General features: G+C 41.2%; 11 protein-coding genes. 1 reads left to right on the forward strand and 10 read right to left on the reverse strand.

Annotation, left to right across the window (positions count from 1 at the left end):
- Nucleotides 1-89 precede the first annotated feature (89 nt).
- From B4A24_RS07770 to B4A24_RS07815, 10 genes are all read right to left on the reverse strand, one after another.
- Entirely contained in the window at nucleotides 90-1,682 is a 1,593-nt protein-coding gene (locus tag B4A24_RS07770) for an arylsulfatase (RefSeq protein ID WP_293944145.1), read from the reverse strand.
- 61 nt (nucleotides 1,683-1,743) lie between these two features.
- Nucleotides 1,744-3,213: a RagB/SusD family nutrient uptake outer membrane protein gene (locus B4A24_RS07775; protein ID WP_293944146.1), complete on the reverse strand. Its 1,470-nt coding sequence runs from the start codon at nucleotides 3,211-3,213 to the stop codon at nucleotides 1,744-1,746.
- A gap of 15 nt (nucleotides 3,214-3,228) precedes the next feature.
- A complete protein-coding gene (locus tag B4A24_RS07780) occupies nucleotides 3,229-6,282 on the reverse strand; it encodes a SusC/RagA family TonB-linked outer membrane protein (RefSeq protein WP_293944148.1) in 3,054 nt (1,017 codons plus the stop codon).
- A gap of 490 nt (nucleotides 6,283-6,772) precedes the next feature.
- The gene (gene trxB / locus B4A24_RS07785) at nucleotides 6,773-7,729 is read right to left on the reverse strand and encodes a thioredoxin-disulfide reductase (RefSeq protein ID WP_293944150.1); all 957 of its coding nucleotides are present in this window, start codon (nucleotides 7,727-7,729) and stop codon (nucleotides 6,773-6,775) included.
- Nucleotides 7,730-7,756: 27 nt separating this feature from the next.
- On the reverse strand, nucleotides 7,757-8,710 hold the full coding sequence (locus tag B4A24_RS07790; protein ID WP_293944152.1) for a 3'-5' exonuclease: 954 nt from the start codon (nucleotides 8,708-8,710) through the stop codon (nucleotides 7,757-7,759).
- Nucleotides 8,711-8,781: 71 nt separating this feature from the next.
- Nucleotides 8,782-10,104 (reverse strand): M16 family metallopeptidase, encoded by a 1,323-nt coding sequence (locus B4A24_RS07795; RefSeq protein ID WP_293944154.1) that lies wholly within the window; start codon nucleotides 10,102-10,104, stop codon nucleotides 8,782-8,784.
- A complete protein-coding gene (locus B4A24_RS07800; RefSeq protein WP_293944156.1) occupies nucleotides 10,094-11,353 on the reverse strand; it encodes a M16 family metallopeptidase in 1,260 nt (419 codons plus the stop codon). Before B4A24_RS07800 ends, B4A24_RS07795 begins: the two co-directional genes overlap by 11 nt.
- Nucleotides 11,354-11,372: 19 nt before the next feature.
- Nucleotides 11,373-12,269, reverse strand: a complete 897-nt coding sequence (gene hemF, locus B4A24_RS07805) for an oxygen-dependent coproporphyrinogen oxidase (protein WP_293944158.1) — start codon at nucleotides 12,267-12,269, stop codon at nucleotides 11,373-11,375.
- Nucleotides 12,270-12,286: 17 nt separating this feature from the next.
- Complete coding sequence (locus tag B4A24_RS07810) at nucleotides 12,287-13,291, reverse strand: NAD(P)H-dependent glycerol-3-phosphate dehydrogenase (RefSeq protein WP_293944160.1); 1,005 nt, start codon at nucleotides 13,289-13,291, stop codon at nucleotides 12,287-12,289.
- An 80-nt stretch (nucleotides 13,292-13,371) separates the two neighbouring features.
- The gene (locus tag B4A24_RS07815) at nucleotides 13,372-13,716 is read right to left on the reverse strand and encodes a Rieske (2Fe-2S) protein (RefSeq protein ID WP_293944162.1); all 345 of its coding nucleotides are present in this window, start codon (nucleotides 13,714-13,716) and stop codon (nucleotides 13,372-13,374) included.
- A 68-nt stretch (nucleotides 13,717-13,784) separates the two neighbouring features.
- Between B4A24_RS07815 and ychF the strand changes: the two genes are divergently transcribed.
- Nucleotides 13,785-14,885, forward strand: a complete 1,101-nt coding sequence (gene ychF / locus B4A24_RS07820) for a redox-regulated ATPase YchF (protein WP_293944164.1) — start codon at nucleotides 13,785-13,787, stop codon at nucleotides 14,883-14,885.
- Nucleotides 14,886-14,923 lie beyond the last annotated feature (38 nt).

The following is a 14,923-nucleotide window of genomic DNA, read 5'->3' on the forward strand; positions in this document are numbered from 1 at the left end:
TTTATAAGTATTTGGTCTCCTGGTACAAATGAACTTTTTCATTCGGTTTGAATACACCATCAAGGTCTTGATAAACTTACTTTTTATGCTTAACGAAATTGATTACTTATTTTCAGCAGTTTATAGTCCACTACTCCATTCTCTTTTGCCCAGAGCTTATAACGTGCTTCAAGATCTTCAACAATTTCTGGGTATTGATCTGCGATATTATTGTTTTCTCCCCTGTCCTCATCAATATTGTACAGCTGTGGTTTATTCCCCTCTTTAAGTAAAGACACAAGTTTCCATTTACCGTATCGTACAGCCTTATTGCCAGCTCGTTCCCAAAACAGTGGATTTTGACGCTTCACCTCGCTTTTATCTGTCTGCAACAACTCTCGTAGACTCACACCTGGTAAAGGATTAATGGCTAAATCGCCTTGTGCCGACGGGTATTTCGCTTGCGCGAAATCATATAATGTCGGGGCGATATCAATCAAATGCCCAGTCCCCTTCTTGACGACATTGCCTTTAACTTCCTTTGGAAACCAAACAATAAACGGCGCAGCGATACCGCCTTCATAAGGATTATCTTTATAGCTCCGCAAGGGCGAATTTCCCGTTTGCGACCAATTGCTATTTTGCATATCATAGGAACCCGGCAACCCTACAGTCTCCGTATTACGCGAGGTATATATGCGGTTGCGATCACCGCCTTGTGCACCATTATCGGACAAAAAGATGATAATGGTATTCTTGTCTTTTTTCAGTTCCTTCAAGGTTTGCCGCACTTTTCCGATACTCTGGTCGACGCGATCGACCATGGCAGCAAATACCTGCTGTCGACGTTGCCAATATTGCTGTTCGTCATAGGTGAGCTTATTCCATTCCTGTACACTTGAATCCTTTGTCGAAATAGGCTGCCCTTTCGGAAAAACTCCACTTTGAACGGCATTTTCATAACGTTTCACACGCAGGCTATCCCAGCCCTGCCGGTATACGCCCTGATATTTGTGGGTTTCTTCTTCCGGAGCCTGCAAAGGCCAATGTGGTGCGTTAAAGGCGAGATACAGAAAAAACGGTTTTTTATCCTGCTCTTGTTCACGCAGAAAGCCAATTGCCTGATCAGTAATCTCGTCCGTGAGGTAACGTCCTTGTGGTAAATAGAAAGGTTTATTATTTCGGTATAAAGGCACGGTAGGATTTTCAGGTCCATTGATTTCATAAAAATTGGAAGCTCCACCCACAAAATTAAAGGAACGTTCAAAACCTCGTTGCGCAGGCCATTGATCGTAATCGTCGCCAACATGCCATTTTCCAGAAATGATGGTGGAATAGCCTGCTCCCTTCAGTACCTCGGCCAATGTCAACGACTCATGGTTTAAAAAGCCCTGATATGCGGGCAACCCAAGATTAACGTTAAAATACCCCATACCGGCGCGATGTGCATATTGTCCTGTCAATAATGTTGCTCGTGTTGGTGCACAAATCGAATTGTTATAAAACTCCTGGAAACGTGTACCCTGTTTTGCCAACTCCACAAGATTTGGGGTATGAAAATCTGTTCCGCCATAAGGCGCTATGTCTGAAAAACCCAAGTCATCAACCAGAATTAATACAATATTTGGCCGTTTGTCCTGTGCAATACTCCTATTCAGTATCCAACTTAGACAAAGTGAGATAAGAATGCATGTTGTTTTCATAATTTGTGATGTTTTGTAGTACAAATAAAAATAGATTGCTCCTTCATAGTGATACCATTAGTTATTTAGCCAACCAGTCAGGATGTTGAATCAATTTTGGATTCAAATTCAGTTCTCGTTGAGGAGTCGGAAAATGAACATGTCGCGCTGCAGCATTTGTTTTTCCTGCAGCTTTTAGTTTTGTGATGTAATAGCTTGCCCCCCGACGTACCAAGTCAAACCACCGCTGGTATTCGTAGACCAATTCCTTTCTTCGTTCTTCAAATACCAGCTCCCGAAAGCTATCTTTATTTTCCATATCGGACACCTTTTCAACACCAGCACGTATGCGCACTGTATTGATCGCGTCACGTGCTTCCTGCGTTGGACCATTTAACTCATTTTCGGCTTCAGCCAAAATCAGCAACACCTCAGCATATCGTATGATGGGTGTATTCTTTGAAGACTGTGACTGATTTCCGATTACAGTCTGGTCATAATACTTATTGAATTGTGGTTTGGCCAGTGCATAGTATTTCCCGTCTGTGGGCGATATCATACCAGTTGTAAACGTTACGGAAAGACGTTTATCATTCACTGCAAAGCTCTTGTAAAGACCACCTTCACTATGAAGGGCATCGGCGTAGTCTCCATTGATACCTGGTATATCCGCTGGAGCGGAACGACTGGCCAATGAATTCCCTTGGTAGCCACTATTTCCTTTAAACTGCGCTGAAAAAATATGTTCAGTACCATTTTTTTTATCTACATCGAAGACGTCTGAAAAATCCGGAAAAAGTGCATATCCCTCTTTGTCAATCACAGCCTTAGCCAACAGTTTTGCATTGTTCCAATCTGCCCGAGTCAGGTATACCTTGGCCAGGAGGCTTTTAGCAGCGCCGGATGTAGCACGCCCTTTATCCGCGTCGCCATAATTCTTATAATTCGGGAGGCTGGAGGCAGCTTTTAGATCGTTTATAATTTGTGCATATACCTCATCTTCTGAAGCCTTTGCTACGTACAATTCTTGTGCTGATAAGCCTTGTATAGGACCTAAGACGAGCGGAACCGGACCAAACCAGCGCACCAGATTGAAGTAATGTAGTGCACGCAGAAATTTGGCTTCGTTGATCAGACGTTGTTGCACTGCGACATCGATCTGATTTGGGGTCATCGCTTCGATATTAACGATATTTAGATTTGACGCGTTAATGGCATCATAGCTCTGTTTCCAGAGTTGTTCCATCCGATCGTTTGAGGCGTCGTGGGTTAAATTGCTTATAGCGCGCACATGGGCATTTCGTGCCCGAGGTCCGGCTTCATAGTCATCTGTTGCCATCTCCACGCCGATCTGGAATAAGCTGTTGTACAACGATTGCCCCGTCTCATACAGTTTACGGTAAGTACCTGTTACTGCAGCCACTGCTTGTCCCTGGTTCAGGTAAAACTGCTCCGAAACCAATGCACTTTCGGGCTTCTCAGTCAATTTTGAACAGGAGATTCCTGTTAACAAAACGGACAATAGAGGAATAGAATAATATATTTTTTTCATTGGAATCTGTAAAAATTAGAAGGTTAAGGATATACCGACAGAAACAGACTTAGCAGCTGGATAAATCCCAGCATCCGTACCAATCTGGACATTGCTACCTGAGGTTACCTCAGGATCAAATCCTCGATAGCTAGTCCATGTCAATAAATTTTGTGCAGCCAGGTATAGGTTCAAATTCGTGATATGTGCATTTTTCAACCATTCTTTCGGAAAGCTATAACCAAGTTGCAGAGACTTCAGTCGCGCAAATGATCCGCTTTCAACAAATTGATTCGAGAATACCGGAGCAGGGTCAAGCTTGGCTCTCGGATATAGCTGACTTGGATTGTCTGGTGTCCAGCGGTTAAGCGCCTCAATTGATGCGTTCTGTTGACCGGTAAACATCTCGAGGTTTTGGCGGTTGATATTCAGCAGGTCGTTGCCAACTGTTCCCTGAATAAGGAAAGATAGGTCAAATCCTTTGTAGGAAAGCGTATTACTGATACCAAATATAAAATCAGGCTGCGCGTTGCCGATGATGGTCCGGTCGTTGGCAGTGGTAAACTGGCCATCGCCATTGATGTCCTTATACAAGCGATCGCCGGCTTTAGGATTTGCATTGCCAGTCAACGCCCCCTTACTATTCTCCTCGCTCGATTGTAGAATACCATCGATAACAGTTCCATAAAAGGTCCCTAATGGTTCTCCAACTTTAATAATATAGTTTCCTGTGATATAAGATGTAGCGCCTTCACCGATGGTTAATACCTTATTTCGGTTAAAAGAGATATTTAGATCTGTATTCCAATTTAAATTTCCCTGTAGATTTTTTGATTTCAGACCTAACTCTAAACCTTTATTTGAAACAGAGCCAAAATTTTGCAATGAAGTGGCATAACCTGAGGTCCAGGGAATCTCCACATTCAACAACAGGTCTTTCGTCTTTTTATAGTAATAGTCCACGGTAAACTGTAATCGATTTCTCAAAAGTGAAAGGTCAAAACCGGCATCATATTGAAAGGTGGTCTCCCATCCCAAGTTCTTATTCGGCACCCGTTGCGAGGCAAAGCCCGTGACTACATTATTTCCAAAGAGGTAATTTAAACTATACAAGGTGGAAAGTGATTGATATTGCCCTATCTCCTGATTCCCGGTTGTGCCGAAGCTAGTGCGTATTTTAAAATCATCAATACCGGGGAAAACCTGTTTAAAAAAGGGTTCGTTTATTATACGCCATGAGAATGCCAATGAAGGGAAATTTCCCCATTTATTGGCAGCGCCAAATCTGGAGCTGCCGTCACGACGTACACTCGCTGAAACATAATATTTATTCGCATAATTATAATTGACCCGCGCCAAATAGGAATGCAACACCCAATTATAGGTATCCGAGGAAGGTCTTGTGAGGATAGATCCACTCTGCAGATTATTGAAAAGCAAATCGTCTGTAACGAAATGCTGTGCACCGGCACTGAACACCTCATTTTTATTTTCCTGCTGTGTAAAACCAAGTAGCGCATTGAAATTATGTTGTCCGATAACCCCGGTATAGGTTAAAGTATTCTCATTCAACCAGGAGGTACCATTTAAATTTCCCAAACTTGCCTCCCCCTTAGATCCCGCACCTTCATAGATATAGGACGGAAGATAGAATTTGTCATCGCGGTTATTGAGATCAACCCCAAGAAGCACTTTCGCCTGTAGCCCTTTTAAAATACGATATTGTGCAAAGGAGGTACCAAGAACACGTAAACCATTGGATGTATTTGTGGTTTCTTTCAATGTTGCAATGGGATTGGCGAAGATGTTCTCAAAAGGGTTGCGCAGCGTATAGCCGCCATTCGGTTCGTATATTGTTGCTGTTGGCGGCATAATGAGCAGTGCATTCACGATACCTGATGGAGCGATCTGGGCATTTGTTTTATTAATGGACAAATTGGCTCCTACCTGCAAACGATCGAAGGGATTTGCATTGATGTTGGAACGGAATCCCAAACGTCTGAAATCTGTATTTATAATAACGCCTTCCTGATCGAAATAATTTGCACCCAGAAAATACTGCACCTTCTCAGCTCCTCCAGACAGCGATAATTGGTGGTTTTGTATTTTCCCAGTTCGAAAGGCTTCTTTTTGCCAATTTGTCCCCTCACCTAATTGATTCAATTCTGTTTGTTTCCGATATTGATTGGGGCCCAAGCTGGGGTTAGCATCATACAATGCATCGTTACGAAGAATGGCAAAATCATGGGCATTCAGGACGTCAATTTTCTTGAGCACACTTTGTGCTCCAATACTACCATCGTAGTTTAACTGTACATGCCCAGCTTTTCCCTTTTTGGTGGTCACAAGAATAACACCATTTGCCCCACGCGACCCATATATTGCTGTCGCTGCCGCATCTTTCAGCACCTCAATGCTTTCAATATCCGCGGGGCTAATACTGGCTAGGGAATTCACTGGAGTTCCACTCCCAACGCCTGTGCTTTCGGTCTGATTATAGACCGGGAAACCATCAATGACATACAGTGGTTCATTTCCGCCTTGTATGGAGGCACCGCCCCGAATACGGACACTCACTCCCCCTCCGGGCTGCCCCGAAGTTTGCGTAACCTGAACACCAGAAATCCCACCTTTCAAGGTCTGATCGAGAGAAGACACAGGCTGCTTGAGCAGATTTTCCGGCAAGGATGCCACCGCTCCTGTCAAATCACGGCGTTTTTGGGTTCCGTACCCCACCACCACGACTTCTTCAAGATCTTCGGACGAAGGAGATAGCTCAATAACGGCTGGTGAGGTATTTACGATGATCTTTTTCTTATGATAACCAACAAAGGTTAAGATAAGGGTAAAAGGAAGTTTCTGCCCTGTGACAAATTGGAATTTACCATTACGATCTGTTTTTACACTATGTGTCACAGCTTCCAATTGTATGGTCACTCCTTCAATGGGCTCTTTGGTTGTCGCATCTATTACCGTTCCTATTAGGGATGCGTTGATGATCGGTTGAGGCTGCTGTGCCTGTACCGACGCAAAGGCATGCAACAACAGCACGACTAAAATAGCATACGAAAGTACGCTGAAATTTTTCATTGTCAGTTCTATTTAATGTGAATACGCAAACAAGTGCCAACGCCATTGGTACGCTTGTTTTTTAAAACTCGAATTACTTGCTTAATGAAGAATAAACAAGAAAAAAGGAAGTGCTCAACGGCACATTCGCATTCGACAAATGAAAAGGAAGGATTTAAAAATTGGGGTAGTTTCTCGGTTGCTTACAGGAGCGATTAGATAGTCGTTTTTCATACTTGTTCAAAATTTGTAGTCTATATTTTATGTTCGTTGCCAACGCCAATTGTTAACGACAGTACAAATATAAAAATAGTTTTCAAAAANNTTTTTGAAAACTATTTTTATACTCTTCTTAAGGTTATTTATTTTTACAAGATGATTCAATCCAACACGATAGTCCTATGCAAAAAAATAAGCCCGATATTAAATCGAGCTTATTCCTACAAATACATTAATCCGTTTATTCTGACGGGGATAACACTCCATACGGAATCCCCTATTTTTCGCCGTTTTATTCTCCGCTTTCTTTGGCAGCAAGATATCTTTCTGCTTCAAGCGCTGCCATACAACCGGTACCGGCCGCAGTAATTGCTTGACGGAATATATTGTCCTGTACATCTCCACAGGCAAATACCCCTGGTATATTGGTCGCCGTACTATCTGGCTTAGTAATCAAATACCCTGTTTCATCCATATCCAATACTCCTGTAAATAATTCAGTATTTGGTTTATGACCGATTGCCACGAAGAACCCCGTTACTTCCAGATCTTTTTCAGACTGGTCTTTGTTGTTGGTCACTCGGATTCCAGTCACGACCTGACCATCACCTAATACCTCTTTTGCTTCGGAGTTATAATGTACTTCAATATTTGGCGTGTTCATTACGCGGTGCACCATTGCTTTGGAAGCGCGGAATTCATCACGACGCACCAACATATGTACTTTCGAACATAATTTTGCGAGATAAGTTGCCTCCTCTGCGGCAGTGTCACCGGCACCTACGATTGCAACTTCTTGATTTTTAAAGAAAAAACCATCACATACAGCACAAGCTGATACCCCAAAACCGTTATATTTTTGTTCAGATTCCAAGCCCAACCACTTCGCTGTTGCCCCTGTAGCAATAATCACCGTGTCTGCTGTAACTTGTACTGTTCCGTCTATTTCTACGCGATGTACATCGCCTGTAAAGTCTACTTTTGTCACATACCCAAAGCGTACGGAAGTACCAAAGCGTTCAGCTTGCTCCCGTAGATCTTCCATCATAACTGGTCCTGTAATCCCTTTTGGATACCCCGGAAAATTGTCCACTTCTGTTGTTTGTGTTAACTGCCCCCCCGGTACAATACCTGTATAAACCACTGGCTTCATATCCGCACGAGCTGCATAAATTGCTGCAGTATATCCCGCTGGGCCTGAACCAATAATCAAACATTGTACATGCTCCACTTCTTGTTTGAATTCCATAATCCTTTTTCTAAGCTATTAATAAAGTTATTTTTTAAATTTATCTTGCAATCCTTTCAGCATATCCAGAGAGATACTTTGAGGTGCCTCTTCTTTTTGCTGATTGAACTCCTTCTTAGCGGTTTTTTTATCCTCTACCGAATGGATGGGTGCCGCTTTCGCTTTTTGCTCACTTTTTTCTTTCTTATATCTTATCCAGATATTTTCCAGTACTTTTTTGGTATATAGTGGAAAATCTCCATTCTGCATCCAGGCGTAATAACTCGGCTCTTGTTCAAATACTTCCACAATAGGTTTTCCCTTGTGTTTGCCGAAATTAATAGTTTCCAAGCCATCTTCGTTATATACAATGCGGCCCGCAAAATCCACAGGCTTACTTAAGTTTGTAAATTCATGTAATGCAGCTACGTCGTTGACGACAGGATAAGATATAACACCATGGCGATCCTCAAATGCAGATCCCTCATATTTTGTCAATTGCGCTTTCAAAACTTCATAAGTAGCACGTACGTCCGCTTCAGCAGTATGTGCATTCTCAAGATTCTCGTCGCAATAAAATTTATACGCGGCCTTTAATGTGCGCTGCTCCATTTGATGGAAGATGTTCTGTACATCAACAAAGGCACGCCCTTCCAAAGAAAAATCTACGCCTGCACGTAAAAACTCTTCCATGAGCATGGGCACGTCAAACTTATTTGAATTATATCCTGCCAAGTCCGACTCGCCAATAAAAGCGGCCAGTTCTACTGCAATTGCTTTAAATGTTGGCGCATCTTTAATGTCCTCGTCACGAATGCCATGGAAAAACGTTGATTCTGCAGGAATCGGTCTTTCTGGATTAATTTTCTTCGTATATACTGTTTCTTCACCACTGGGCATCACTTTCAAAAATGATACTTCTACAATTCGATCGGTCGCAACATTAACTCCTGTCGTCTCTAAATCGAAAAATACCAATGGTCTTTTTAATTTTAATTCCATGTTGGATCGTATGCTTTTTTAACAAAAACCAAAAATACAAAGTTGGATTTGATTTTTGTAGTTCACAAAATTTAATTTACAACCGTTTGATGAATTGGTTTCAATTGATTGAACTTGCCCACAATAACCTTTACCATTTGGTCGAAATCGAGATATTTATTTGCTATATCACGAGCTTTTTCGGGCGTCATCGTTTTAATCTGCTCCATGTAATAAGAATAATACGTCAAGCCCATATCATTCAACAACACACTTTTGAATTTATCAGCGTGAGAAAAAATACTCTCGAGTGATCCTAACATAGATCCTTCCATATACGTTTTCACCAGCTCTACTTCTTCATGCGTAGCTAATGCAGTCTTTAAGAGATTGATTTCCTTTTCTATCTCCACCAAAGTCGCATTAGTTACGTCCACCCCCACTTCTGTCGCAATCGTTAAAAAGCCAGTATGTTTCAAGGTAGCCACTGCAGAACCGATACTGTAGGTATACCCTTTTTCTTCGCGGATATTACGCATCAAACGTGAACCAAAAAATCCTCCTAGTAGCGTATTTACAAATTGTAGAGCAGGATAATCCGCATGTGTCCTCGAAATGGTCTGAGTGCCCAGGCGAATGGCCGACTGCAATGCATTTTCTTTCTCTTCGTAAGCCAGACCAGCTGCATCTTGGAATAATACAGGATGATCTACATTAGCGCATGTCGTTTCACTCCTCCATTCAAGTCCAAAGATCTGCTCCAACTCGTTGATTAGATCGTCAGAAACATTCCCCGAAACGATCAAGGTACAATTATTCGGCACGATCTCTTTTTGATATAACGCAACTAATTGATCCCGATCGATCGCATCATAATCCTCCAATTTTGGTGTACGCCCATAACGATTGCTTTCTCCAAAGACCAAATTGTAGAACTTCCGCCGCGCTAGGTAGTCGTTTTTCTGAACGGACACCTGAAACTTTTGTTTATTGTTGCGAAGATAAGTATCAAGCTCCTGTTGCGGAATTGATGCTTCTGTCAGAATCTCTTTAACAAGAGGCAGAAGTACTTGACTGTGTCTATTCAATGTATATAAAGAGAGCGAAGTAATATCAAAAGAGTATTCAGGTACGAGAAAAGCGCCATAAAAATCTACCTTGTCGGCAATCTCTGCACTTGACATCGTCATCGTCCCCTCTTTGAGCAAAGCGCTTAATGCACTATTTAGCAATGGATTTTCACTTTGCGCATCCAGGTATTTATTCTCAAAAATCCATTCGATACGAACAAGTTCCTGTTCAGGAGAGTGAAATATATATACTGGCAAGCCGTTTGCGAATCGTTTTCTAACAGGCTCTTTTAAAGTTATATTGCCAATTTCACGAAATTCAGGTGCCTTTGTTCTATCCAACATGTCGTATCTCCTCCTCTTGTGCTTTATACATTAATATTGATGCGTTCTCACGACTAAAAATAGCCTGTGCTTGCTGCTGCACTTGTTCAGCAGTCACAGCCAAATATTTCGAAACTTCAGTATTGATACCATCGGCGTCGCCAAGCAACTCATGAAAAGCCAAATTCATTGCCTTATCCAAGATCGATAATTCTGCAAATACATTTGTTGACTCCATTTTATTTTTAACTTTTTCCAATTCGACATTAGACACCAATTCTTTTTTTAGGAGATCAAGTTCAGCCCATACGGCATTTTCAGCTTCTTCCAAGGATATTCCCTCGGATGGTTTACCTTCAATTACAAACAAGTTATTGTCAATACTGCCCATTACATAGGCATTTAGTTCACTAAACAGTTGCTCTTCTTTCACCAGTCTGCGGTAGAGCCTTGATGAAGATCCTCTAGAAAGAATATCCGACAACAGATCCATGGCAAAATAACCTTCTTCCAATCGGGCAGGCCCATGGAAAGTCATATAAAGGGCGTCCAGTGGTACAGGGGCAAAAATCGTCTCCCTTCTCAATTCTTTCTGTATGGGCTCCTGTGGAAGTTGGCGGATGTATTTTTGACCGGGATCAATATCACCGAACCATTTTTGGACCATAGATTTAACGTCTTCATAATGTACATCTCCTGCAATCACCATGATTGCACTCCGTGGATTATAATGTAATTTAAAGAATGCTTTAACGTCCTCCATGGTGGCATCCTCAATATGTTTCAACTCTTTTCCAATGGTTGCCCAACGATACGGATGTACCTTATAAGCCAGAGGTCGCAATTTAAGCCAAGCATCACCATAGGGCTGATTGAGATAGCGCTGCTTAAATTCTTCACTCACCACATTCCGCTGTACTTCAAGGCTCTGAGGCGAGAAAGCCAAGCTCAACATTCGATCGGATTCTAACCAAAGTGCAGTTTCTAAATTAGAAGAGGGCAAAGTAATGTAGTAATTAGTGATATCATTGCTGGTAAAGGCATTGTTTTCACCGCCTACTTTTTGCAATTCAGTATCAAAGTTTGGAATATTGACGCTACCACCAAACATCAAATGCTCGAACAAATGGGCAAAACCCGTTTGTTCTGGAGATTCATCTCGCGCACCTACATCATACAATATATTTACACAGGCCATTGCTGTGTTATGATCCTCGTGTACCAAGACACGCAAGCCATTTTCTAACGTAAATTTTTGGTATGAAACCATCTAATTCTTTTTTCGATTATTAAATCCAGTTAATACCTTTTCGCAATAAGGATAAGGTTTTGGCTTCTTCGGAGCCTTCTTCAGGTTGATGATCATATACCCAATTGGCTTGGGATGGTAAACTCATTAATATAGACTCTATGCGTCCGTTCGTCTCCAATCCAAATTTGGTACCAGAATCCCATACCAAATTAAATTCGACGTAGCGTCCACGGCGGATCAATTGCCAATTTTTCTGCTTATCATCGAAAGTTTTATTTCTATTTTTATCAACCAATACCGTATAAGTTGGTGCGAAACTACGTCCTAAATCGCAGGAAAATGCAAAAATTTCTTCCATAGACATTCCTGTTTTCTCGGTATTTAACTTATCATAGAATACTCCACCTATTCCACGCGTTTCTTGGCGGTGACGAATAAAGAAATAATCATCGGCCCATTTTTTAAATTCATCGTAAAAAGTAGGATTATGTTTATCGCATACCGATTTTAATTGCCGATGAAAAAAATTAGCGTCATCTGCATCAACATAATGCGGCGTGAGGTCAATCCCCCCTCCAAACCAACGGATCTGTTCATTTAATTCGAAATATCGGATATTCATATGGATGATCGGTACCCAAGGATTATTCGGATGAATAACGATGGAAACACCAGTGGCAAAAAAATCATCTTCATCCACACCGAATGCCTTTTTGATCGATTCAGGCAGTTTGCCATGGACGGCAGAAAAGTTAACACCACCCTTTTCCAATATACTGCCGTTTTGAATAATCCGGGTTCGGCCACCTCCACCACCATCCCTTTCCCATAGCTCTTCCTCAAATCGGGCCGAACCATCCAAACGCTCCAAGGCCTGGCATATTTCATCTTGAATTTCTTTATAAGCTAAAGCAATTGCTTCTCTTGTTATCATCTACTCTATCGCTACGTTTATGTTAATTTTTCGCTCAAAGCCTGAATAATTTTGGATGCAGGTTGATGTTGATATAAAATTTGATATACTGCATCACAAATTGATAATTCGACTGCATACTTTTCTGCATATTCCTGAATACAAGCCGATGCATAATAGCCCTCAGCCACCATATTCATTTCGAGTTGTGCAGACTGCACACTATATCCTTTACCGATCATATTACCAAATGTTCGGTTACGGCTGAATTGCGAATATGCTGTTACCAACAAGTCCCCTAGATAAGCCGAGGTATTAACATCCCTGGATGTATCACCATCTACTTTAGCTACAAACTGGCGCATTTCACGAATAGCATTAGAAACCAACACCGCCTGAAAGTTATCGCCATAACCCAGCCCATGACAGATACCACCCGCCAAGGCATAAATATTTTTTAATACAGCTCCAAACTCAATACCTAAAATATCTGCAGATAAGATCGTTTTAATGACCCTTGAAGATAAAAGAGACGCTACCAAAGCTGCACTTTCCAAATTTTTGCAACCAAATGTCAGGTAAGATAGCTTGCCCAATGCAACTTCCTCGGCGTGGCAGGGACCTCCAACCACACAAATCTGCTCGATGTCAATATCATAATGCTGTTCCAAAAACTCGCCAATTATTAGATTATCTTTAGGAATAATCCCTTTAATGGCAGATACCACTATTTTATCTTTAAAATCTTCTTTGGTGACACCCCTCAATGCGTCTTTTAAGTAGGCTGCTGGCGTATTTAAAATAACAATGTCTGAATTAGTAACAACATTTTTGGCATTTGTATCAATGGAAGTAATATTCAAATCCACAGAAACTCCACTCAAATAAGTTGGATTGTGTTTAAATTTTTGAATATATTCGGCATCTTCCTCTTTTCTAATCCACCAAAAAATATGTTTGTCTTGGTCATTTTCGCATAGCATCTTGATCATCGCCGTCGCCCAGCTCCCGCTACCTATTATACCAATCTTTTTCCCCTGCATGTTTTTAATTTGTTTTCGAAAGCAAATATACTTATTTACTGCTTAGATATGCGATTGCATCAAGAGTTATGATATTTTAGTTACTTTTTAGAAGCGAAAAATTTTCGCCAAAATCCCCTCTCAATACCTACATAATATGCAGATCCCTCTTGCTTAACGGGATAAATATTGATAAAGTTATGTTGACCAGGATTTCCTTTACCTGTCACGAGATCAAATTCATGCCGATGGAATGCACAGATCACTTTGTTACGCTCACACCAACCATTTTTTAATGGAGCACCTGCATGAGGGCATTTACTCGAAAAGGCGTGCAATTGATCCTCAAACCAAGTGAGACAAATGATCTTTCCACCAAGCTTATGCTCTGTTATCCCCTTATCCTTTAGAAATTGTGCGTCATCAATTTTGTACCACTCAAGCATAGCACAAGATAGTTAAAATTTACAGTGAATTTTCTATCTTTGTGCAATTTCAAAAATTTGCACTATATATGGCTTTACAATGCGGTATCGTAGGTTTACCAAACGTTGGTAAATCAACATTATTTAACTGTCTGTCGAATGCGAAAGCGCAGGCAGCAAACTTTCCATTTTGTACAATTGAACCAAATGTTGGGGTAATTACCGTACCGGATGCCCGTCTTAATAAATTAGCTGAGTTAGTCAATCCGCAACGTATCGTTCCGAATACCATTGAAATCGTAGATATTGCCGGATTGGTGAAAGGAGCATCAAAAGGAGAAGGATTGGGCAACCAGTTTCTAGGAAATATTCGTACTACAAATGCGATCATCCACGTCTTAAGATGTTTTGATGATGGTAATGTCATCCACGTGGATGGTTCAGTAGACCCAATCCGAGATAAAGAGATCATCGATACAGAATTACAACTTAAGGATTTGGACACTGTTGTAAAACGTATTCAGAAAGTCGAAAAAATGGCAAAAACAGGCGGCGATAAAGATGCTAAAAGGACTTTCGATATCCTATCTGTAGTCAAAGAACATTTGGAAGCAGGCAAATCAGCACGGACAGCTCCTATCGAAGCTGAAGATTTTGAATTTATTCAAGACCTAGCTTTATTAACAGCAAAACCAGTACTTTACGTATGTAATGTAGACGAAGGATCCGTTAACACAGGTAATGCTTATGTAGAACGCGTCAAGGAAGCAGTAAAAGATGAAAAAGCTGAAGTATTGATTATATCAGCCCAAATTGAATCTGAAATTGCGCAATTAGAGAGCTACGAAGAGCGCAAAATGTTTTTGGATGATCTAGGTTTGGAAGAATCTGGCGTCCATAAATTGATTAGGGCAGCATATTCTTTATTAAATTTAGCGACCTATTTCACAGCTGGTGTCCAAGAAGTACGTGCCTGGACGATCGAAAATGGCTTCACTGCACCACAAGCTGCCGGTGTTATCCATACCGATTTTGAAAAAGGATTTATCCGAGCTGAAGTGATCAAGTACGATGACTTTGTTAATCTAGGATCAGAAAATGCGGTAAAGGAGGCAGGGAAATTATCCGTAGAAGGGAAAACTTATATTGTACAGGATGGAGACATTATGCATTTCCGTTTTAATGTATAATAACTAATTACATTGTTAATATTCTAAACGCAGGATGC

Origin of the sequence: Sphingobacterium sp. UBA7249 (genome assembly GCF_002472835.1) — a bacterium.
Taxonomy (GTDB): Bacteria; Bacteroidota; Bacteroidia; order Sphingobacteriales; family Sphingobacteriaceae; genus Sphingobacterium; species Sphingobacterium prati.

What these genes read in the sequence shown, in the direction of transcription:
- B4A24_RS07770 (WP_293944145.1), bottom strand. Translation starts at nt 1,682, where the DNA reads ATGAAAACAACATGCATTCTTATCTCACTTTGTCTAAGTTGGATACTG.
- B4A24_RS07775 (WP_293944146.1), bottom strand. Translation starts at nt 3,213, where the DNA reads ATGAAAAAAATATATTATTCTATTCCTCTATTGTCCGTTTTGTTAACA.
- B4A24_RS07780 (WP_293944148.1), bottom strand. Translation starts at nt 6,282, where the DNA reads ATGAAAAATTTCAGCGTACTTTCGTATGCTATTTTAGTCGTGCTGTTG.
- trxB (WP_293944150.1), bottom strand. Translation starts at nt 7,729, where the DNA reads ATGGAATTCAAACAAGAAGTGGAGCATGTACAATGTTTGATTATTGGT.
- B4A24_RS07790 (WP_293944152.1), bottom strand. Translation starts at nt 8,710, where the DNA reads ATGGAATTAAAATTAAAAAGACCATTGGTATTTTTCGATTTAGAGACG.
- B4A24_RS07795 (WP_293944154.1), bottom strand. Translation starts at nt 10,104, where the DNA reads ATGTTGGATAGAACAAAGGCACCTGAATTTCGTGAAATTGGCAATATA.
- B4A24_RS07800 (WP_293944156.1), bottom strand. Translation starts at nt 11,353, where the DNA reads ATGGTTTCATACCAAAAATTTACGTTAGAAAATGGCTTGCGTGTCTTG.
- hemF (WP_293944158.1), bottom strand. Translation starts at nt 12,269, where the DNA reads ATGATAACAAGAGAAGCAATTGCTTTAGCTTATAAAGAAATTCAAGAT.
- B4A24_RS07810 (WP_293944160.1), bottom strand. Translation starts at nt 13,291, where the DNA reads ATGCAGGGGAAAAAGATTGGTATAATAGGTAGCGGGAGCTGGGCGACG.
- B4A24_RS07815 (WP_293944162.1), bottom strand. Translation starts at nt 13,716, where the DNA reads ATGCTTGAGTGGTACAAAATTGATGACGCACAATTTCTAAAGGATAAG.
- ychF (WP_293944164.1), top strand. Translation starts at nt 13,785, where the DNA reads ATGGCTTTACAATGCGGTATCGTAGGTTTACCAAACGTTGGTAAATCA.